The sequence below is a fragment of the Thermomicrobiales bacterium genome (assembly GCA_023954495.1).
Lineage (GTDB): Bacteria > Chloroflexota > Chloroflexia > Thermomicrobiales > CFX8 > JAMLIA01.
Genome location: JAMLIA010000026.1, coordinates 21,686 through 42,119, shown reverse-complemented (window position 1 = coordinate 42,119; position 20,434 = coordinate 21,686). Strand labels below are relative to the sequence as shown.

General features: G+C 65.4%; 19 protein-coding genes and 1 pseudogene. 10 read left to right on the top strand and 10 right to left on the bottom strand.

Annotated features, from left to right (window positions below; genetic code table 11):
• A partial coding sequence (locus M9890_07230; GenBank protein ID MCO5176747.1) for an amidohydrolase occupies positions 1-860 on the bottom strand: 860 nt, incomplete at its 3' end.
• Positions 861-1,057: 197 nt separating this feature from the next.
• On the opposite strand from M9890_07230, the gene fgd reads away from it, so the two are divergent.
• Entirely contained in the window at positions 1,058-2,062 is a 1,005-nt protein-coding gene (fgd, locus tag M9890_07225; protein MCO5176746.1) for a glucose-6-phosphate dehydrogenase (coenzyme-F420), read from the top strand.
• Between the two features lie 13 nt (positions 2,063-2,075).
• Here fgd and M9890_07220 read toward each other — a convergent pair whose 3' ends face one another.
• Both M9890_07220 and M9890_07215 read right to left on the bottom strand, forming a co-directional pair.
• A complete protein-coding gene (locus M9890_07220) occupies positions 2,076-3,503 on the bottom strand; it encodes a beta-lactamase family protein (GenBank protein ID MCO5176745.1) in 1,428 nt (475 codons plus the stop codon).
• Between the two features lie 161 nt (positions 3,504-3,664).
• On the bottom strand, positions 3,665-4,273 hold the full coding sequence (locus M9890_07215; GenBank protein ID MCO5176744.1) for a type 1 glutamine amidotransferase: 609 nt from the start codon (positions 4,271-4,273) through the stop codon (positions 3,665-3,667).
• Between the two features lie 184 nt (positions 4,274-4,457).
• Between M9890_07215 and malQ the strand changes: the two genes are divergently transcribed.
• On the top strand, positions 4,458-5,981 hold the full coding sequence (gene malQ / locus M9890_07210; protein MCO5176743.1) for a 4-alpha-glucanotransferase: 1,524 nt from the start codon (positions 4,458-4,460) through the stop codon (positions 5,979-5,981).
• A pseudogene (queC, locus tag M9890_07205) lies at positions 5,978-6,511 on the top strand (7-cyano-7-deazaguanine synthase QueC). The gene malQ and the pseudogene queC overlap by 4 nt, the downstream one beginning before the upstream one ends.
• A gap of 157 nt (positions 6,512-6,668) precedes the next feature.
• Here the strand turns inward: queC and M9890_07200 are convergent.
• The 3 genes from M9890_07200 to M9890_07190 form a co-directional block, all read right to left on the bottom strand.
• A complete protein-coding gene (locus tag M9890_07200) occupies positions 6,669-7,808 on the bottom strand; it encodes a pyridoxal phosphate-dependent aminotransferase (GenBank protein MCO5176742.1) in 1,140 nt (379 codons plus the stop codon).
• Between the two features lie 12 nt (positions 7,809-7,820).
• Positions 7,821-8,945 (bottom strand): aminotransferase class I/II-fold pyridoxal phosphate-dependent enzyme, encoded by a 1,125-nt coding sequence (locus M9890_07195; GenBank protein MCO5176741.1) that lies wholly within the window; start codon positions 8,943-8,945, stop codon positions 7,821-7,823.
• A gap of 118 nt (positions 8,946-9,063) precedes the next feature.
• Positions 9,064-9,219, bottom strand: coding sequence for a hypothetical protein (locus tag M9890_07190; protein ID MCO5176740.1), 156 nt, complete (start codon positions 9,217-9,219; stop codon positions 9,064-9,066).
• A 1,145-nt stretch (positions 9,220-10,364) separates the two neighbouring features.
• On the opposite strand from M9890_07190, the gene M9890_07185 reads away from it, so the two are divergent.
• Positions 10,365-10,556 carry a hypothetical protein gene (locus M9890_07185; protein MCO5176739.1) on the top strand — a complete coding sequence of 64 codons (192 nt, stop codon included), beginning with the start codon at positions 10,365-10,367 and terminating at the stop codon, positions 10,554-10,556.
• Positions 10,546-10,896 (top strand): DinB family protein, encoded by a 351-nt coding sequence (locus M9890_07180; protein MCO5176738.1) that lies wholly within the window; start codon positions 10,546-10,548, stop codon positions 10,894-10,896. Before M9890_07185 ends, M9890_07180 begins: the two co-directional genes overlap by 11 nt.
• A gap of 335 nt (positions 10,897-11,231) precedes the next feature.
• Here the strand turns inward: M9890_07180 and M9890_07175 are convergent, their stop codons facing one another.
• Entirely contained in the window at positions 11,232-11,570 is a 339-nt protein-coding gene (locus tag M9890_07175) for a hypothetical protein (protein MCO5176737.1), read from the bottom strand.
• 77 nt (positions 11,571-11,647) lie between these two features.
• On the opposite strand from M9890_07175, the gene rsmI reads away from it, so the two are divergent.
• The 5 genes from rsmI (at position 11,648) to M9890_07150 (ending at position 16,116) form a co-directional block, all read left to right on the top strand.
• Positions 11,648-12,514 (top strand): 16S rRNA (cytidine(1402)-2'-O)-methyltransferase, encoded by an 867-nt coding sequence (rsmI, locus tag M9890_07170; protein ID MCO5176736.1) that lies wholly within the window; start codon positions 11,648-11,650, stop codon positions 12,512-12,514.
• Entirely contained in the window at positions 12,507-13,334 is an 828-nt protein-coding gene (locus M9890_07165; protein ID MCO5176735.1) for a hypothetical protein, read from the top strand. Before rsmI ends, M9890_07165 begins: the two co-directional genes overlap by 8 nt.
• The gene (gene tgt, locus M9890_07160; GenBank protein MCO5176734.1) at positions 13,331-14,431 is read left to right on the top strand and encodes a tRNA guanosine(34) transglycosylase Tgt; all 1,101 of its coding nucleotides are present in this window, start codon (positions 13,331-13,333) and stop codon (positions 14,429-14,431) included. The genes M9890_07165 and tgt overlap by 4 nt, the downstream gene beginning before the upstream one ends.
• Before the next feature lie 82 nt (positions 14,432-14,513).
• Positions 14,514-15,341 carry a PIG-L family deacetylase gene (locus M9890_07155; protein ID MCO5176733.1) on the top strand — a complete coding sequence of 276 codons (828 nt, stop codon included), beginning with the start codon at positions 14,514-14,516 and terminating at the stop codon, positions 15,339-15,341.
• 40 nt (positions 15,342-15,381) lie between these two features.
• Positions 15,382-16,116 carry a PIG-L family deacetylase gene (locus M9890_07150; protein MCO5176732.1) on the top strand — a complete coding sequence of 245 codons (735 nt, stop codon included), beginning with the start codon at positions 15,382-15,384 and terminating at the stop codon, positions 16,114-16,116.
• Positions 16,117-16,193: 77 nt separating this feature from the next.
• Here M9890_07150 and M9890_07145 read toward each other — a convergent pair whose 3' ends face one another.
• The 3 genes from M9890_07145 to M9890_07135 all read right to left on the bottom strand — a co-directional run bounded on the left by M9890_07145 (position 16,194) and on the right by M9890_07135 (position 20,401).
• Positions 16,194-17,051: a hypothetical protein gene (locus M9890_07145; protein ID MCO5176731.1), complete on the bottom strand. Its 858-nt coding sequence runs from the start codon at positions 17,049-17,051 to the stop codon at positions 16,194-16,196.
• Positions 17,052-17,749: 698 nt separating this feature from the next.
• Positions 17,750-19,282 (bottom strand): GMC family oxidoreductase, encoded by a 1,533-nt coding sequence (locus M9890_07140; GenBank protein ID MCO5176730.1) that lies wholly within the window; start codon positions 19,280-19,282, stop codon positions 17,750-17,752.
• 105 nt (positions 19,283-19,387) lie between these two features.
• Positions 19,388-20,401, bottom strand: coding sequence for a Gfo/Idh/MocA family oxidoreductase (locus M9890_07135; protein ID MCO5176729.1), 1,014 nt, complete (start codon positions 20,399-20,401; stop codon positions 19,388-19,390).
• Positions 20,402-20,434: the final 33 nt, after the last annotated feature.

Genomic DNA, 20,434 nt, shown 5'->3' with positions numbered 1-20,434 from the left:
TCCCAGGTCGTTTCGGTCATCAGCGTCGCGCCCTCGGCGATCTTGCGCACGCGCGCGGTGATCGCCTCGACCTGCTCGCGCTCTGGTGCGCGGACGAAGTACCAGACCTCGGCCTCGTCCGGCACGACATTCGGCGCGCCGCCGCCGTTGGTGATGACATAGTGGATGCGCGCCTTCTCGATGACGTGCTCGCGCAGGTAGTTCACGCCGTTGTTCATCAGCTCAACCGCGTCCAGCGCCGATCGTCCCTGCTCCGGCTGGGCGGCCGCGTGGGCCGTCTTGCCGAAGAAGCGGAAGCGCAGGTTGTCGACCGCCAGCGAGCTGCCCAGCGAGACGGTTGTCGTGCCCGACGGATGCCAGGTGATCGCCGCGTCGAGGTCGTCGTACGCACCGGCGCGGGCCATGTAGACCTTGCCGGTGATCGTCTCCTCGGCCGGGCAGCCGTAGTAGCGCACGGTGCCGGTCTGGCCGGTCTCGGCCAGCCACGCCTTCACCGCCATCGCCGCCGCCAGCGCGCTGGTGCCCAAGAGGTTGTGGCCGCAGCCGTGGCCCGGCGCTTCCGGCACGACCGGATCCTTCGTCGCCTGGTTCTTCTGCGACAGCCCCGGCAGGGCATCGTATTCGCCCAGGAATCCGATGATCGGCGACCCGCTGCCCCATTCGGCGCTGAACGCCGTCGGCTGGTCGCCGACGTTGCGGGTAATGCGGAAGCCGTCCGCCTCAAGCGTCTGCGCCTGCAAATCACAGGCGAAGTGCTCGGCCATCGCGACCTCCGGGCGTTCCCAGATCTGGTCGGAGATCGTTGTGAACTGCTCCTGCCGCTCGTCGATCCAATCTCCAAGTTCGCGCTTCAATGCCATACAGTCCCTCCCCATCAATCGCGACCACATTCGGCGGCACGATAGCACACGTCGCGCGGCTGTCCAGCGGGAATGCAGGTATTGAGGCAGTCGTTATGCCGGTCAGGAGGCAGGTGGCATAGGCACTGCGCACGAATCGTCGTACCCTGTCGTGGGGTTCTGTTCGTTGCACTGGTTACATGCAGTTTGGAGACATAATGCTGAAGATCGGATGGAAGGCCTCGGCGGAGCAATTCAGCCCGCGCGAGCTGCTGGACTTTGCCGTCATCGCTGAAGAGGTCGGGTTCGACTCGGTGATCGTCAGTGATCACTTCCAGCCCTGGCGACACACGAACGGGCACTCGCCATTCTCGTTCGCCTGGTTGGCGGCCGTCGCCGAGCGCACCAGCACCGTGCAGCTTGGCACGAGCGTTGTGACACCGACCTTCCGCTACCACCCGTCGATCGTGGCTCAGGCGATGGGGACGCTCGGCTGCCTCGCGCCCGGCCGCGTCTTCCTCGGCGTCGGCACCGGCGAATCGCTGAATGAGATCCCGGCGACCGGCACTGACTGGCCGGAGTTCAAGGAGCGCTACGCGCGGCTGCGTGAGGCCGTCTCGTTGATGAAGCAGCTCTGGACCGAAGATCGCGTCACATTCGAGGGCGAGTACTATCAGACCGAGAAGGCGACGATCTACGACAAGCCGGAGCAGCAGATCCCGCTCTACATCGCCGCCGGTGGCCCACTCGTGGCCCGTTATGCCGGGCGTGTCGGCGACGGCTTCATCTGCACCAGCGGCAAGGGCGAGGAGCTCTACCGCGACAAGCTCGTCCCAGCCGTCAAGGAGGGCGAGGAGAAGGCCGGCAAGGCACCGGGCAGCGTTGACATGATGATCGAGATGAAGGTCTCCTACGACCACGACCTCGATCGCGCCCGCGAAGACACCCACTTCTGGGGTGCGCTGGCGCTTTCGTCAGACGAAAAGACCGGCGTCGAGGACCCGATCGAGATGGAGCGCCTCGCCGACGCTCTGCCGATCGAGCGCACCGTCAGCCGCTGGATCGTCTCCGACAACCCCGAAGACCAGATCAAGCACATCAAGCCGTACCTCGACCTCGGTTTCACCCACCTCGTCTTCCACGCCCCCGGCGCAGACCAGGAACGCTTCCTCCGCCAGTACGCCGAGGATGTCATCCCGCGGCTGCGGGAGATGGCGGGGTAGGGCGCGGCGGCCCTCACCCCTTCCGCACCGCGCGTTGCGCCACACCGTCCTGATGCAGGATCAGCGCTGTTGTCTGGCCGTCTTCGATGACCTGCTCGACGCGGGTGTTGAGGACTTCGGATGACCAGGTGGTGGCGTTCAGGCGCGTGAGGCGCATCGGCGGCTGGCCTTGCGGGGCCAGATACAGATCGCCGTAGCGCACCAACGCGATCAGCTTGAAGCCGGACGGCAGCACCCAGGTCGCGTCGAGGTCGCGGCGCGGCGGATCGACGACTTCGACAGGTGGGAACTCGCTGGCCGGTGCTTCCCAGCCGTGGACGGTCGCGATCGTGTGGAAGACGTCGTCGATCAGTTCGGTCGCACCGTCGCTCCAGTCGCCGTTCACCATCGCGACGACGGCGCGACCTGCGTCCGGCCAGCCGAGCAGGCGGGCCGAGAAGCCCTCGTCCGAGCCGCTGTGGCCGAAGCAGGGCGCGTCGCGATCGTCGTTCACAAACAGGCCGAGCGCGATGTAGGCGTCGACTGCGCCGCGTTCGCGGTGTGTCGGCAGGATCGGCGACAGCATCTGCTGCGCCATCTCCTGCGTGAGCAGCGCGTTCGGCTCGCCGTTCCAGGCGCGCATGATCCCGATGGCAAAGCGGGCGAGATCGGACGCCGTTGACCACAGACCGGCTGCGGCCATCTCCGGGTAGACGTGGCGATCGCCAGTGACCGGCTGGCTGCCGGCACGATGACCAGCCGCCGCTTGGTGATGGAGTGCTTCGGGCAGCGGCTGCGCGTAGGTGCTGTTGGTCATGCCGAGCGGCGCGAGGACCAGGTCATGCAGCAGATCGGGGAATGCCCGTCTGGTGACGTCCTCCAGCGCCTGCTGCACGATCGTCGTGCCGCCGCCGGAGTAGCGGAACTGCGTCCCCGGAATGATCGTCACCCGCACCGGCCCGGTGTTGGCCGGTGCCACGCCGTCGAGGATCTGCGGGACGGTCGGTAGCGGCGAGCCCTCGGGATAGCCGGGGAAGCCGTGGACGGTCAATCCGGCGCTGTGGCTGATGAGCTGGCGGATGGTCAGCTCCGGTTGCCACTCGTCGACTGGCGGCACCATCCAGGAGCGCAGGTAGGTGTTGACGTCGGCGTTGAGCTCGATGACGCCCTGCTCGACCAGCCGCAGCACGCCCAGCGCCGCAACCGGCTTGCTGATCGAGCCGGACTGGAACAGCGTCTCGGTCGTCACGGGCTCGCCATCACCGGCGCGGCGCACACCGTAGCCCTGCGCCCAGGCGATCTCGCCATGCTCAACGACGGCGATCGACAGCCCCGGCGTGCCCAGCTCGTCCATGCGTTGCGCGAGCGGTATCTCGCGGTCCGGTATGGCCGGCGCGCCGCCGCGAACAATCAGCCGCTGCTCGACCTGCTGCCGCTGCGCCGTGTAGTCGTCCTCTGCCACATCTGTTCCCTTCGCCATCCCACGAACCGCATGCGTCGAGACGATACCGGCTCCGGCGCGGCACAACAAGACGGAAGGTAGCACGACAGCAAATCGCCCTCCCCGATGGGCGGGAAGGGCGATGTCCTTGGTGGGGTTATGGACGTACTAAATGCGGCGGGCTAATCGTCGGCGTGGCGGCTCGCCTCTTCACGAATCGATCGATCCTGACCCTCGTGCGGGCCCTCGGCAAATTCCTCAAGCATCTTGCCGATAAAGGCCGGGAGATCCTTCGGGTTGCGGCTGGTGACCAGACCCTGATCGACAACCACCTCGCGATCGACCCATTTGCCGCCTGCGTTTTCAATGTCGGTATGCAGCGACGGATAGCTCGTCATCGTGCGGTCGCGCACGACATCGGCTTCCACGAGCAGCCACGGCCCGTGACAGATGGATGCGACCGGCTTGCGCTGCTCAAAGAAGTCACGCGCGAACGTGACAGCGTCGTCATTCATCCGGAGCTTGTCCGGGTTCATCACGCCGCCCGGTATGAGCAGCGCATCGAACTGATCGGTCGAGACGGAATCAACCGTCTTGTTGGCCTTGAACGTCGTGCCCCAGTCGGTATGATCCCAGCCCTTGATGTCACCGCTCTTGAGCGAGACGATCGTCACGGTTGCGCCGGCATTCGTCAGCGCGTCGCGTGGCTCGGTGAATTCAACTTCCTCGACGCCATCGGTGAACAGCGCTGCGATCCGCTTGCCATCCAGACGGTTCCTGCGATCTGGCATGTCGTGAATATCCTTTCGCTCGCCTCCCACTTGACGGAATGTGAACCTCACACATGGTCGGCTCCGTCTGTTGCTGGCGCGCAGGGTGCGTGCCACGCCGGTGTTCGCCGCAGCCTGTTGATAACGCCGCGAACCCGGCACAATTGCCGCGTTGATCCGCCCACGGGGAGGGGAGCGCTCGGATATGGCTGACGATTTCGCACGACGACCGCCGTTGCGGCACGCCGGTATTCTGCTGCACCCGACCAGCCTGCCGGGCGCGGGCGGGATCGGCGACCTCGGCGACAGTGCCTACCGCTTCGTCGACTGGCTCGTGGCTGCTGGGCAGACGCGCTGGCAGATCCTGCCGCTCGGCCCGACCGGCGTGGGGAACTCACCCTACTCGGCTTTTTCCGCCTTCGCCGGCAATCCCGATCTCGTCGCGCTCAACCGCCTGGTCAACGACGGGCTGCTACAGCCCAGCGACCTCACCGAAGTGACGCAATCTCCCGACGCCGATACGACCCGCCACGCGCGCGCTGCGGCGCTGCGGCTGGCAGCCGAACGCTTGTCGGCCACGCCATCCTCGCCACTCCACGCCGAGCTGGCAGCATTCCGCCACGAGCAGGAGCACTGGCTGGCTGACTACAGCCTGTTCATGGCGCTGCACGACGAGCAGCAGACGTGGTGGATCGACTGGCCGGAGCCGCTGCGACTACGCGACCCGCTGGCGCTGGCCGAGGCGCGCGCGCGTCTGGCCGACAGCATCGCCGCCCACGACTTCGCGCAGTTCATCTTCGATCGCCAGTGGCGCGACCTGAAGCAGTACGCCAACGAGCGCGGCGTCGAAATCTTCGGTGACATCCCCATCTTCGTCGCCTATGACAGCGCCGATGTCTGGGCCAACCGCGACCTGTTTCAGCTCGATGCGCGCGGGAACCGCACGCAGGTTGCCGGTGTCCCGCCAGACTACTTCAGCGCCACCGGCCAGCTGTGGGGCAATCCGCTCTACGACTGGGAGCGGATGCAAAGCGATGGCTTCAGCTGGTGGGTCGAGCGCTTTCGGGCCACCTTCCGGCTCGTCGACATCGCGCGGATCGATCACTTCCGCGGGTTCGCCGCCTACTGGTCGGTGCCGGCCGACGCACCGACCGCCATCAGTGGCACCTGGCAGCCGGGGCCGGGCATCGCGCTGTTCGACGCGGTACGCGCCGCACTGGCACCAGAGGGTACGCTGCCGATCGTCGCCGAAGACCTCGGCGTCATCACGCCGGATGTCGACGCATTGCGCCTCGCCGCCGGTTTCCCCGGCATGAGCGTGCTGCAGTTCGCCTTCGGCTCCGGCGCGGACAATCTCTATCTGCCGCACAATCTCGTGCGCGACACCGTCGTCTACACCGGCACGCACGACAACGACACGACGCTCGGCTGGTACGCAACGCTTGATGACCGCACCGGCGACCACGTTCGGCGCTATCTTTCAGTCAGTGGCGACGACATCGCCCGGGATCTGATTCGCGCCGCCTATCGCTCGACCGCCCAGCTCGCGATCGTGCCATTCCAGGACGTGCTGGCCCTCGGCAGCGAGGCGCGCATGAACGTGCCGGGCGAAGCCGCCGGCAACTGGGGCTGGCAGATGGATGCCGACGCGCTCGATCCCGATCGCGCCGAGTGGCTGCGCGACCTGACGGTGCTCTACGGACGACAAGGGACATGGGAGAACGGATGACAGACGAACGACGCGCGGTAGTGCTGCTCTCCGGCGGGCTAGATTCGACGACCTGCCTGGCGATCGCGAAGGCTGAGGGCTTTGTGCCGTATGCGCTGTCCTTCCGCTACGGCCAGCGCCACGAGGCGGAGCTGGCGGCAGCACGGCGAGTCGCAGACGCGCAGGGCGTCGCCGAGCACATCATCGCCGACATCGACCTGCGCACGTTCGGCGGCTCGGCGCTGACGGCGGACATCGACGTGCCGAAGGGGCGCGACGCCAAGAGCGTCGGCGGCGACATCCCGATTACCTACGTCCCGGCCCGCAACACGATCTTCCTCTCCTTCGCCCTGGCCTGGGCGGAGGTGCTGGGTGCGTCCGACATCTTCATCGGCGTCAATGCGCTCGACTACTCCGGCTACCCGGACTGCCGCCCGGAATACATCCGCGCCTACGAGACGATGGCCAATCTGGCGACGAAGGCAGGTGTCGAGGGCACACAGCACCTGACGATTCACACCCCGCTCATGGAGCTGACCAAAGCCGGCATCATCCAGCGCGGCGTCGAGCTGGGCGTGGACTACGGCCTGACCGTCTCCTGCTGCGACCCGCCCCGGACGGCACGCCCTGCGGTGCCTGCGACGCCTGCCTCCTGCGCGCCCGCGGCTTCGCCGAAGCGGGGCTGGATGATCCGGCGCTGGTGGGACGTTAGCTCACCTGGCTCGCATTCCGCTCAACAACCTTGCTCATCCGTGTCGCCACCTCGCGGAGGGTCGCTTCGGGCTGCAGGATCGTCATGCGGATCCACTCGCTCCAGCCGTCGCCGAATCCATCGCCGGGCAAGACGAGGACGTTCTCTTCGTCGAGCAGCTTGTAGGAGAACTCGGTCGCGCTGAGGCCGGTGCTGGCGACGTTGGCCCAGATGTAGAGGCCGCCGTACGGGTGGCCGTAGCTGATGCCCATGCGGTCCAGCTCGCCCATCATCATCTTGCGGCGCTCGTCGTAGGTCCGGCGCATCTCCTCGACGCACTCCTGCGGTCCGTTGAACGCCGCGACCGAGGCCCACTGCGAGACGCTCGGTGCCTGGATGTTCACCATCTCCTTGAGGCCTGCGGCGGCCCGGATGAAGCTGCTCGGTGCGGCGAGGTAGCCGATCCGCCAGCCGGTCATTGCGTAGGTCTTAGACATGCCGTTGAGCGTGATCGTGCGGCTGCGCATGCCCGGCAGCGATGCGATGCTGCCGTGGACGGCGTCGTCATAGACGAACTTCTCGTAGATCTCGTCGGCGACGACGATCAGGTCGTGCTTCGTGGCGATCTCGGCCAGCCGCTGCATCACGTCCGGCGGGTTGACGCCGGCTGTCGGGTTGTTCGGCGAAATGACGAGCAGCACCTTGGTACGCGGCGTGATGCGCCTCTCAACTTCGTCGGGATCGAGGGCAAAGTTGCTCTCGGCATGGGTCGGAACGAGCACCATCTTCCCGCCCGCCAGGCCGATCGCCTCATCGTAGGACGTGTAGCGCGGGTCGGGGACGATGATCTCGTCGCCCGGCTCGATCAGCGCCTGTACCAGCAGGAACAGCGCCTCCTGCCCGCCGGTCGTCACCAATACCTCGGTCTCCGGATCGACCTCGACGCCGTTGTCGCGCGCCAGCTTGCGGGCGATGGCTTCGCGCAGCTCCAGCAGTCCAGTCGGCGGCGTCGGACCGGTGTTGCCGGAATTGATCGCCTCAGCCGCTGCAGCGACGATGTGCGGCGGCGTCGGCAGATCCGGGTCGCCCAGTCCGAGGGTGATTGCCGCCGGCCTGCTCCGGGCCAGCTCCATCAGGTCGAAGATATTGACGGACACAACCTTCTCCTGTCAGCCGCAGCTATTGTGGAACGCCGCCAACCGCGCGATCCCCTCGCGAAGCGTCTCGACACCGACGTCGAGACGTAGACGACACCGCCCACGATAGGCGGGGCCCCAGTGGGACGCAGGCTCAACGATGACGCCGGACGCGTCCCGGATCATGGCGGCGGCCTGCTCGTCGTTCGGCTGGATCAGTCGCGTATCGAGCAGCAGCGGTGGCCAGGCAGACGGAGTCGTGGTCGGGATACCGGCGTCGTTGAGCAGGCCGATAACCTCATCGCGTCGCTCCGCCATCTGCGTGCGTCGCGCGATTAGCCAGTCATCCGGACCCTCCAGCGCGGCCAGCGCGGCGTACTGCGATGCGGTGCTGGTGCAGATCGACATCGCCAGCTTCAGCCCCTGCATCCTGGCGCGGTGCGTGACTGGCGTCGTGAAGAACCCGGCCCGCCATCCGGCCATGTCCCAGGCGTGCGAGAACGAACCGACGGTCAGGACCTGCTCGGTGATGGCGGGATCGCTGAAGAGCGGCGTGAGATGGGTGAACTGGCTCCAGGACAGCGAGCGATCGAGAACGACCTCGATGCCGCGCTCCAGCGCCTGCGTTGCCAGCCGTTCGACCGCGCCATCTGCGGCCAGCGTGCCGTCCGCCGGCGATGGGTCGCTGACGAGGAGCAGCCTGGCGTTCGGGCTCTCCGGGAGATCAGCGCCGCTTTCGATCCAGACGATCTCGCCACCCATGAACGCGATCATGTGGGCGACGTTCGGCGAGGTTCCGCCGACAACGAATACTGAATCCCCGGGTGTCACGAGTGACTGCAGGATGATGTAGAGCGCTTCCGATCCGCCGTTGGTGACGACGATGCCGCCCGGATCGGCCGGGAAGCCCTCGGCGGCGGTCCGGGCGGCCAGCGCCTCACGGAGCGGCAGGATGCCCTGGCGGTCGGTGTAGTGCGTCTCACCGCGTTCGAGCGCGTCGATGGCGGCCGCGCGAACGTGCGCAGGCGGGCCATCCTCGTGGGTCGCGGCGGTCAGGTCGATTGACCCGGCCAGCTCTGGCGATGCGTCCGGCTCGATCGCGACGCTGGCGCGTGCTGCAATCCTGCGTGCGATGTCGTCGCGTTGCAGATCGTGCATCTCACCTCCTGCATTCTGACTGCGTGGCACATGGTAGTTGCGTCGTGCCAACATGATGGGCCGCCCCGAGGGAACGGCCCGTCAAAGAACTATTGGTTGATGACGTCTGTGGAGCAGGCTAGCCGTGGAGAATATGAATCGCCATCCAGCCGAAGACTGCGATCATGATGACGAACATGAATGGCAACAGCAGGCCGACGACCGACTCGGGATTCCAGCCGGTGCCGTAAATTCCCACCCGCGCCTTGAGGCGATCCCGCATCTCGGTCAGCATTCTGTCCAACTCCCTGGTCGATTACGCCCGTGTATCGTCTACCCGTGGAGACAGGGGGATACTCGTCCCCCGTACGTCGGACTCATTCTAGCACCACCGTTGCCCGGATAGCACTGACGAGCGCTGATAAAGCCGTGATTCCGAGATTGGATTGCACAAGGTGTTGACACGTGGGCACATCGATGTTATTGTTCGTACACGATCCCGATGAGTTAATCGGAATCGACGCAACGGAGACGACTGATTCGTCGGTCGCGCCCGTATCGCTCAGAACCACCGCGAGACGAATCGCATCGATGACTTCAGGCTTCGGTCTTGTCTCGATAGTGACGACGACGCAGACGGGGACGAGTTGCACAGACGGTTTATCCACTGTGCCAGTTGAGATCATCAACGATCGAACAGGAAACCGGACGATTGAAGGTTAGATCGAACAACTGCGATAGCGTCGAAGCCAGAGGCTCGTTGGGATCGTCTCTTTTGTGTCTGCGTTCAGGAGGCGATCGTGACCGAGCTGGCCTATCACCTGGCAGTACTGACCGTGGTTCCTCTCCCGTTACCACCGATCAGCCCTATCTGCCCGAGTCGTTTTGACGCCGACGGCTGATGCATCTCACCCACGGTGAGGACAGAAGTACTCATCGTCAGCAACGCGTTCCTACACCGCCGACCCGCGCCCGTACATCCTGCTCACCATCGACCTCGCCCGCATCACCGCCGACGTGCGCTACGACGACCCCCGACCGCCGCTTCCCGCGTCTACGGCCCGCTCGACCGCCTCACCAATCACTACCATCCGCCAGATCCAGCGCAGCCCGACCGGCGACTTCCTCGCAGTTGTTGGGTGATGCTGGTGGAGTGCGTGTGAGTGGAGTAGGCGTGCGCGAACGGGTTGGATACCACGATGCCGTGCGGTGTGTTGTGCGGGTGTGCGCGATCAGGTCAGGCGGCTAACTCGGTCGGAGGCCAAACGGGCGTATGCAATACGCCCCTATGGTTCCGCGTGCATCAGATGCGTTATTCTGCACAGCACGAATGTTGTTACGGGCATGTTGCAATGTAGGGGCGTATTGCATACGCCCGTTTGACCCGCCAAACCGGCACCCGACCCGCCGAGCCGCCAACGCACCACAAAGGAGACACCGTTGCAGCTACCGACGATGCCGGCCATTCTGCTGCTGACCGCCTGGGACGATCTGGATGCGGCGATTGCCGACGTTGCGCCGGAGGACATGCTGCGGCAGCTCGATGGCGGTAGCTGCTTTGCCTGGACGATTGGCCATGTCACGTTTCAGATCGACTCGTGGATCAACAAGCGCTCAGCACATGGAACTTGACCCGCTGCTGAGCACGCCGCGCTTCGGCATCGGCGGCGATGGCGTGGTCGATGACTGGCCGACGGTTCGCGATGCGGTCGTCGGCGTGCGCGAGCGCCTGCGTCCGTTCCTGCTGGGTATCAGCGAGGCGGATCTCGATCTGACCCTGCCGTACGACGGCAGCTACGCGCCGTTCCGCGCCGGCGGCATCAATCTGCGCGTGGCGATCGTGCAGTGCGCGATTCACCACGTCTTCCATCTCGGCGAGATCGTCGCCAAGCGTGAGCTGATGGGCTACGAGGCGGGCAGTTATCCGGGCGCGTTCGGCGCGGCGCTGGTTGGAGAGCCGTACCAACGCTAGCTTGCACGATGCGCTAGCATCTGCGGCGGGTGAGGAGCGTGATACTGCATGGATAGCTTCTGGATCATCGCGGCGATGTTTGTCCTGTTTTACGTGCCGCTGGCGCTCGTGCTGTTCGGTGCGGCGAGGGCGCTGGTTATCATCACACGATGTCGCGCACCGCACAATACCTAACTAGATGCGATTCCGTGAATGCACGCAACCAAGGGATCAGGATACGGGCGTGTCCAATTGCGTCAAGGAACCCGGAACGATGCAGTGCAGCCGCTAACATCCCGGTACTTTTCAATTGGATGCACTTACAGGCGCTATGGGGCAGAGATACCTCGAACCCATTAGAAGATCGCGCCAAAGCCGGACCAGATCACCCAGCAGACGCAGCAGCCGACCAGCAGCGCCACGATAGCGATCAGCAGGCAGGTGCGGCTGCCGCCGCGCGCGACGACGATCCGACTCGACCCGACCGTCATCGTCTGGAACCGCCCCTGACCTCCCTGACGCTCATCCGTGGCCGAAACCACTTCTGGCTCGCCGGTGGTCACGTCGATGATCTGCTCCTGGCTGGGCAGCCATGAGCCGCAGGCGTGACAACGCACTGCGTCGCGTGCGTTCGGCGCTCCGCAATTGGTGCAATAGATCGGTGTTGACAGGTCGCGCTCGTCAGCAGGTTCCACCTGGCCGTCCTTTCACGCGCGTTGTGGGTCACAATAGTACTGGCATTCGGAGGCAAGCAGTGCGGACTGGGGGCGATGTGACGCAGGAGGGAGTGACGGGTGGCACGCTGTATCTCGTGGCGCTGCCGATCGGGCACCGCCGCGACATCACCTATCGCGCCGTCGACATCCTGCGCGCAGTCGATCTGATCGCTGCCGAAGACACACGCGACTTTCGCGCGACCGCCCGCGAGTGGGAGATCGCGACGCCGGTCATCTCCTATCACGATCACAACGAGCATTCACGCGCGCCGGAGTTGATCGAGCGTCTGCTGGGCGGGGCGAGCGTCGCGCTCGTGTCCGATGCCGGCACGCCGCTGGTCAACGACCCGGGCTTCCGGATCGTCGGCGCGGCAATCGATGCCGGTATTGAGGTGACGAGTATCCCCGGCGCGAGTGCTGTCACGACGGCGCTGGCCGCCGCCGGCCTGCCGGTCGCCCCGTTCGTCTACCTCGGCTTCCCACCACGCACCGGCGGCAAGCGCCGATCGTTCTTCGCTCCCTGGCTGCGAACTCCTGCGACGCTCGTCTTCTTCGAAGCGCCGCACCGGCTGATCGCCTGCCTGGAGGACGTGCTGACGGCCGGCGGCGACCGCCCCGCCTGCCTGGCGCGCAACCTGACGAAGCCGCATGAGCGCTACCAGCGCGGCATGATCTCCGATCTGATCGCCCAGTTGCGCGCTGAAGGGGAGGTGCGCGGCGAGGTGACGGTGCTCGTGGCCGGCAGCTCAGAGGAAGCGACCGAAGAGCCAGAGGACGCAGCGCCGATCGTCGCCGAGATGCTCGCCGAGGGGTTCGATTCGCGGAGCATCCTGGAGCAGTTGACGAGCGAACATGGCATGAAGCGCCGCGCGGCCTACGACCTGATCCTGCGGGTTCGCAGCGAGGGATCGACCGATGAGTGAGATTCAGCTCGATCAGGTGCTGGCCCGCGTCGCCATATCACGCCGCTACCGGCACGTCGCCTCCGATGTCGTCGAACGGCTGGCGGTGGAGGAGATTCCAAAGTCGCGCAACCTCGCCGATGCCGAGAAGCGCACCAAGCGTCGCTTGCACCAGATCTTCGGCGCTTACACCGGCCAGCCCGATTATGCGGCGAAGCTGCGGTCGCTGGCCGACGCGCTGGCGAGCGGCGACGATGCGGCGGTGCGCGACGTCTGCCGCGCGGCGATGGCCGGGCATGTGTCGACGCGGGAGCGTCTGCCGATTCTCGACCAGTTCTATGGCGCAGTCTTCGCGCTCACCGGTGTGCCGTCGGTCATCTGCGACATCGCTTGCGGACTGAACCCGCTGGCCGCGCCCTGGATGAATCTGCCAACTGGCGCGCGCTATATCGGCTGCGACATTGACGACCAGCTCGTCGGCTTCGTCGCCGGTGCGCTCGATCTGTTCGGCATCGGCGCACGCATCAGTGTGCGGGACATCGTTACCGCCGCGCCGACGGAGACCTGCGATGTCGCGCTGCTGCTCAAGTCGGTGCCCTGCCTGGATCAGCAGGATCGCGCAACCGCCGCACGGGTGCTGTCCGCTGTCCGTGCCTGCTGGTACGTCGTTTCGTTCCCCAGCCAGTCGATTGGCGGGCGGGCGAAGGGCATGGAGCGCACCTATCGGGCGCGCTTTGCGGCGCTGCTGGACGAGCTGGGCTGGCAGTCGCGGACGACCCACGAGCTGGATATGGCGAGCGAGCTCGTCTTCATTATTGATGGCGAGGGAGGCTCGGCATGACACGACCAACGTTGCAGACGCGCCGGGGCGAGCTGACGATACCATCGTTCCTGCCGGACGCCACCCGTGCGGTCGTTCGCGGCGTCACCTCAGCGGACCTGCTGGAAGTCGGCACACCGGCGCTGGTTGTCAATGCCTTCCATTTGCTGCGACGCCCCGGCGTGCGCGTCATTCAGGCGCACGGCGGCATCCACGCCTTCATGGGTTGGGATCGCCCGATCCTCAGCGATTCGGGCGGATTTCAGGTCTACTCACTGATCCGCCAGAACCCCGACTACGGCGTCATTCGTGCCAACGAGGTCATCTTCCGCGAGCCGGATACGGGTGAAAAGTGGACGCTGACTCCGGAGCGCATCATCCAGATTCAGTTCCAGCTCGGGTCGGACATGATCGTCTGCCTCGATGACTGCACCGACGTCGATGACAGCTACGACGACCAGGCGCGCGCCGTCGAGCGCACAATCCGCTGGGCGCGGCGCTGTCGCGAGGAGTACGAGCGGCTGGCCGGGCAGATGAAGCGCGAGCAGCCGCCGCTGATCTTCGCCGTCGTCCAGGGCGGCGGCAATGAGGAGCTGCGCCGGACCTGCGCGCAGGCGCTGGTCGAGATCGGCTTCGACGGCTTCGGCTTCGGTGGCTGGCCGCTGGCAGCCGACGGAGCGTTGCTGACCGACGTACTCGGCTGGGTCGCTGACGCGCTGCCGTCGTCCGCGCCGAAGCACGCGCTGGGGATCGGCAGCCCCGAGCATGTCGTCGCCACTCGCGCGCTGGGCTACACGACGTTCGACTCCAGCTTCCCGACCCGCGATGCGCGCCGTAACCGGCTCTACACCTTCCTGCCCGGCTACCCGGAGCGAGCGCCGCGTCCCGGCGAACGCTTCCACCGCACGCTCTACATCGTCGATGCCGACTATCGCGCCGATCGTGAGCCGGTCGATGTCACTTGCGATTGCCCGCTCTGCTCACGCTACTCCCGCGCCTGGCTGCACCATCTGTTCAAGATCGGCGACAGCGCCGGGGAGCGCCTGGCGACGCTGCACAATCTGCGCTTCTACTCCCGATTGCTGGCTGCACTGCCATCTCCGACGATCCGCGAATAGATTTGCGCCCTGTGGCGTTTGGCTATTCGGGATAGACGGGTAAGATCAGGTGTTTGCAACACGAAGGGGAGGGGAACGCATCATGACTGATGACAACCGCACAGACGTAACTCTTGAAGAGAACGAGCAGGTCGACGCGCAATCGGAGCTCGATGTCAGCGACGAGACGATGGTACCGGGCCGACCGGCTGAGCTGCCGAAGCGGGCGATGGTGATCGTCGCGCACCCGGACGATGCCGAGTTTTCCTGCGGGGCGACGGCGGCCAAGTGGGCCAACGATGGTTGGGAAGTCCGCTACGTCATCGTGACCGACGCATCCGGCGGCGGTGATGACAACGCAACCGATGTCGGGCCGGAAGCCCGCAAGGCCATCTCTGATCGGCGCAAGGCGGAGCAGCGCGAGGCGGCACGGGTGGCCGGAGTCGCCGGCGTCGAGTTCCTCGATCAGCGCGATGGCACGATCGAGTCGACGCTGGAGCTGCGCCGCGAGATCGTGCGCTGCCTGCGACGCTTCCAACCGACGATCGTCGTCTGCCCCAGCCCGGAGTTCCGTTGGGACCCGTTCTACATTGGCCGCCACCACCCCGACCATCTGGCTGTCGGTCGGGCCGTGATCGCCGCGATCTACCCGGCAGCGCGCAACGCGTGGGATTTCCCGGAGCTGCTCGAAGAAGGGTTGTTGCCGCATCGCGTCAAGGAGCTGTGGGTCGTCGGCGCACCGAGCGTCAACCACTACGTCGATGTCACCGACACCGTCGAGGCCAAGATCGAGGCGCTCCGCCAGCACGATAGCCAACTTGGCGCGCACTTCGAGGAAGTCGCCAAGTCGGTTCGCGGCGGACTGGTGCTCAACGGATCGAAGTACGGCGTTGGCGCTGCCGAGGAGTTCTACCGCGCGATCGTCGGATGATCGTGCCACGCTCGTTCATCTGACGAAGGAGTAGCCTGGAATGTCGCAACCTGTCGAGGGTGCCGACGCGCTGGCGCGCGTGCTCAGCGCGCGCAACGTGCTGGTCGTCGGCGCACACCCGGATGATCCCGACGCGAATGCCGGCGGGACGGTCGCCCGCCTGGTCGCCGCCGGTGCGCGCGTCCGCTATCTGATCGTCACGTCCGGCGATAAGGGCGTGCCGAAAGAGGAAATCACCGATCCGAGCGCCTTCATCGAGCGCCGCGAGATGGAGCAGCGTGCATCGGCGGCGTGGCTTGGCGTCGATGAGGTCGTCTTCCTGCGACAGCGTGACGGCGAGGTGTTCGACACGCTGGAGCTGCGCGGCAAGATCGTCCGCGAGATCCGCCGGATGCGCGCCGATCTCGTCATTGCGCATGATCCGCTCACCCGCATGTTCCGGCAGCACCCCGATCACCGGGCCGTCGGCTTCGCGACGCTGGCGGCGGTCTTCCCCGCCTGCCGTCTGGAGAGCTTCTTCCCCGAGCAGATGCTTGAGGGCCTGCAACCGATCGATGTCCACATGCTGCTGGTCATCGGTGCAGACGAAGTCAACCTGTCGATCGACATCACCGAGACGCTGGAGCAAAAGATCGAGGCCATCAACCTGCACACCAGCCAGGTGTCGGCGTTCCCCGGCGGTGTGCGGAATCGGATGACCGCCCAGGCGCGGCGGTATGGCGAAGCTGCCGGACTGCAGTATGCCGAGCCGTTCACCTTCGCCTGGCTCGACTGACAGAACGTGACGCACGAAACAGCCCGGTCCAGCTGGACCGGGCTGCGTCGCGGGGTTGGGTTGGGTTGGGTGGGTTATTACGCGTGTGCTACAGGGCCTCGGTCACCGTTGGCGCGCATCGCCGTGACCCCTTCGCCCTGAACCAGTGAGCCTGCCTGCCACGGAGCGCCCAGCGTCGGGAGCAGGTAGCGGTCGACTCCGAAGTAGCCAGCGACCTTCCAGCCGAGGACCAGGAAGACCGTGATCGCGAACATCACCGGGTTGCTGCTCACCGTGCCAGCCAGCATGAAGTTGAAGTTGAGCAGTGTGCCGAAGAAGGCGGCGATACCGACCAGTGCGCCAACGATCAGGCCGATGCCGATCAGGAACTCGCCGATGGCGATGAGCTTGGCGAACCATGTGTACCATTCGTTGTTCAGCATGTAGGTCAGCAGGTCGTTGAACCAGCCGTAGTTACCGGCGGGCGAGTTCGCAGCGCCCTCTGGGACGGTCGTTGCGCGAGTCCAGAAGCCCTTCAGCGCCGCGCCGCCGTCCATCCAGGCGCTATCGCGGATCTTGTGCTCACCGGCCGCGAGCCACTCGAAACCGATGAAGAAGCGCAGTGCCAGCCAGACGACGCCGAAGTAGACGTTGCCGAGCATCAGCTTCCAGGTCTTCGGATCGTCCGCCTGTCCCTCAGTCTGGGCGAACGGTGCCGGCTCAATGTTGACGCCGGCTTCCGGGAGCCGCCGGGCTTGCCAGACACCGGCGACGATGATCAGGGCCAGGAACAGGTAGGTGAAGATCGTCATGTTCGTTACGAAGCTGCTGCCGTCGATGTTCATTGAGAACAGGTTGCCGAGGTTGAACATGTTGTCGGCGAAGGCCCAGTTCATGACGATGAACAGCAGGGCCGAGAAAGCGGTCAGCATGTACATGCGCTGTCGTGTCATCATGGTCGTACCCCCTTGGTCCGTGTCTGTACGTCGGATCGTATCGAGCGTGTGTCAGCTGGCTGTGTTGCTCCGTGCGATAGCTGCACCTCCTGTCAGCGTTGGCGGTGAGGACCCCACTGTCCCCGTTTGTATCTGCGTCTCAGTTGTTCAGGTGCTCGCGGGGTTTGCTGCATTGTGCTTGGGTTCCCCGTCGATCAATCCGTCATAACCATAGTTGGCCGGTATCGACATTGTCGTAACAGCGAACGGCGGTGTGTGTAGATTTCGTGACAGTCTTGGAGCGGGCCGTCGATGCTGCCGAAACGTTCGGACATGCCCCGGCTCGTCCATCGCGGGGAGCCAACGCCCAGGGGGCACCCGGGCCATGGCGATCACTCCCGCTGGGAGATTAGCGTGCTGGGCGCGAGGTTCCACGTTGGCGCGCCACCCCCCAAATGTAGGGGCGTATCGCATACGCCCGGCCAGAAACACGACTATCCAGGATGGGCACCTGACACTGTGGCTGCCGGTCGGAACGGGTCAGGGCCGAACGGGCGTATGCAATACGCCCCTACATTTGGGGGTGACGGCTCGACACCATCAGTCTATCCGGAGCCATCTCTTCTTTAATGCGACAACGTTGGCGCCAGCGCTGTCCCTACGCAAGGATCAGTGTCCCCTTCTTGCCTGACAGTCCACCGAATGCCCCGAATCGGGGACTATTCGGCGATGGTTGGGGCGAGATGCTCGGCGACCATCGCTGCCGGCAGGTTCGTGTTCGCGCGCATGATCTTCGGGAAGATCGATGCGTCGCAGACGTACAGCCCCTCGATGCCGTGGACGGCACCGTTCGGGCCAACAACGGACAGAGGGTCGCCCGCTGCACCCATCCGGCAGCTGCCGGCCGGGTGGTAATAGATGCCAACATCGCTGCGGACGAATGCCAGAATGTCGTCGCGCGTCAACTCGTCCAGCGTTGGGCCGAAGGATCGCGCGAACGGCTCGGTCGCCATCATCCGGGCAGCAAGCTCGACACCATCGGCGAGGACGTTCAGATCGTGGTCGTCCGGGTCGGTCAGGAAGCCGTGGTCAATCACCGGCGGTAATGCAGGATTGGTCGACGCAAGCGTCACCGTGCCGTGCGACATCGGCGCGACATCGGCGACGCAGATCGAATAGCGCCAGATGCCGGTCGATGGTGAACGGCCCGAGACGGCATACAGGTGCAGATCGAACGCTTCGCTGCACCGTTGGCTCTGCGCCTTGGCCAGTGTCTGCTCATCCGGCAGCCAGCCACCGTCGACAGCTGCGGCCATCTGCTGCTGCATCGCGTCGGACGCGTCGATGCGCAGCGTGACCGCTGGATGATCGACGAGCGCCCGTCCGACGCCGTCCAGCGCTTGCGTCACCGTGATGCCCTGCGCCTCCAGCTCATCTGCTGGCCCGATGCCCGAGCGTAGCAGGATGGCCGGCGAACCATAGGCACCGCTGGAGAGCACGATGCGATCGGCGAGGATCTGGTGGCGCTGCTCATCAATGATCGCCTCGACACCAGTCGCCCGACCATTGTTCACGATCACGCGGTCGACCAGGCAGTCGCCGATGACGCGCAGATTGGGTCGATTGCGGACCGGATCGAGATAGGCGAGCGCCGAGTTCCAGCGGCGCCCTTCGGAAATGTTGACCGGTGATGCACCGATGCCGACCGGATCGTCGATATCGTCAAGATCATCGGTCCAGGGGATGCCGCTGGCGATGCCGGCCTCGACAAAGGTTCGTTGCCAGGGCGTGATCTCCTCGTCGGCGACCGAGCGCACGCGGAGCATCTGCTTGACGCGCGCGAAGGCGGGCGCGACGGACTCCCAGTCCCAGCCCGGTGCGCCGAGCGCGGGCCAGGCGTCGTAATCGGCGCGGTGGCCGGAGAGGGCAACGCAGCCGTTGTGAGATGAGCATCCACCGATGACGCGGGCGCGGTCGTAGCCAGTTGGCTCGGTGTGGCTCACGTGGGCGGAGCCGTAGTATCCCCACTGGTGGCTGCGGCAGATCTCGGCAGCGTTGAGCACGTCCGCCGGCCAGTGGCCATCCGCCAGCGCGCCATAGTCCGGCCCGGCCTCCAGCAGAACGACCTGCAGGTCGGTGTCGCGCGCGATGATCCCGGCCAGCGCCGCACCGGCTGTTCCGCCACCGCAAATCAGGATGTCGCATCTGGTCTGGTCGATACCGTCGGCCATGCAGCCACCACTCCGCTTCACCACTCGCACACCTTCACTGTGATTAACAGAGTATGGCGGTCGATGTCAATCAGGTCATCCGCCGGAGCAGACAGGCAGCGTCTGCTCCGACAGATCAGCTGGGTGTCAGAGGACTTCGGCAAGCTCGACCGGTCGGCCCTCGGCGATGGATTTCTCGATGGCAACGAGCGTCGCCGTGTTCATCAGTCCATCGTGACCGCTGATCGAGGGCTTGGTGCCGGCTGCCACGCAATCCAGGAAGTAGGCGATCGAGCGGCCCCGGGCCATGACCGCCGAGCGGGCGTTGACCGGCACAACCAGCCCGTCCTTCGTCGTCGTCTGGATCACATTGAACGGTGCCTGGTTGACGCGCACACACTCGTTCGCGCCATACAGTTCCATATTCAGCTCGATCAACGCGATCTCGCCCTCGGGCAACACCCAGGAGTTCTCCATCTGGATGCAGGCACCGTTTGCGAACTCCAGCGTCGACTGGAAGAAATCCGGCGTCGTAATGCCGAGCGATTCGAGGACGCCGCGCCGTGAGACGGCGTAGACGCGCTCGACCTCGCTGCCGGTGATGTAGCGCAGCAGGTCGAGCGTGTGGGTGCCGAGGAACCAGAGGACGCTCGATTGCCCCGACCACGACAGCATCTGCGTCGGCACGCGCTGGCTGTTGCTCATGCGGATGTGGCCGTGGACGACTTTGCCGAACGTGTCGCTCTCGACGGCGGCGCGTGCCTCAGCGAAGCCGATGCCCCAGCGATGCTGGAAGTCGATCATCAGGTAGCGGCCCGATCGCTCCTCCGCCTCGACCATCGCCTTGCAGTCATCGACGGTCGTTGCGAACGGCTTCTGGACGAGGACGTGCTTGCCGGCATCCAGCGCTGCGACGACCGCCTCGCGGTGCGCGTAGTCCGGTGTGGCGATACCGACTGCGTCGATCCCCGGATGCTTCAGCAGATCCTCGATGTTGTCGTACCAGGCCTCCGCGCCGAACGTGTCGGCGACCTGGCGCGCGAGGTCGCCGTTCACATCGCAGACAGCCTGGATCTGCACCTGCTCGTGACCGCTGTACGCAGTCAGCATGACCTGGCCCCACGTGCCACAGCCAATCTGACCGAGACCTACCTGTGCCATCGAGATCACCCCTCCCCGGAATTGTCTGCCGTA

Bases quoted from the DNA above. Each gene is read 5' to 3' on its own strand.
- malQ (MCO5176743.1), top strand. From the start codon at position 4,458: ATGGCTGACGATTTCGCACGACGACCGCCGTTGCGGCACGCCGGTATT.
- M9890_07190 (MCO5176740.1), bottom strand. From the start codon at position 9,219: ATGCTGACCGAGATGCGGGATCGCCTCAAGGCGCGGGTGGGAATTTAC.
- M9890_07150 (MCO5176732.1), top strand. From the start codon at position 15,382: ATGTCGCAACCTGTCGAGGGTGCCGACGCGCTGGCGCGCGTGCTCAGC.
- M9890_07215 (MCO5176744.1), bottom strand. From the start codon at position 4,273: ATGCCAGATCGCAGGAACCGTCTGGATGGCAAGCGGATCGCAGCGCTG.
- M9890_07165 (MCO5176735.1), top strand. From the start codon at position 12,507: ATGAGTGAGATTCAGCTCGATCAGGTGCTGGCCCGCGTCGCCATATCA.
- M9890_07135 (MCO5176729.1), bottom strand. From the start codon at position 20,401: ATGGCACAGGTAGGTCTCGGTCAGATTGGCTGTGGCACGTGGGGCCAG.
- fgd (MCO5176746.1), top strand. From the start codon at position 1,058: ATGCTGAAGATCGGATGGAAGGCCTCGGCGGAGCAATTCAGCCCGCGC.
- M9890_07195 (MCO5176741.1), bottom strand. From the start codon at position 8,945: ATGCACGATCTGCAACGCGACGACATCGCACGCAGGATTGCAGCACGC.
- tgt (MCO5176734.1), top strand. From the start codon at position 13,331: ATGACACGACCAACGTTGCAGACGCGCCGGGGCGAGCTGACGATACCA.
- M9890_07145 (MCO5176731.1), bottom strand. From the start codon at position 17,051: ATGATGACACGACAGCGCATGTACATGCTGACCGCTTTCTCGGCCCTG.
- M9890_07180 (MCO5176738.1), top strand. From the start codon at position 10,546: ATGGAACTTGACCCGCTGCTGAGCACGCCGCGCTTCGGCATCGGCGGC.
- M9890_07155 (MCO5176733.1), top strand. From the start codon at position 14,514: ATGACTGATGACAACCGCACAGACGTAACTCTTGAAGAGAACGAGCAG.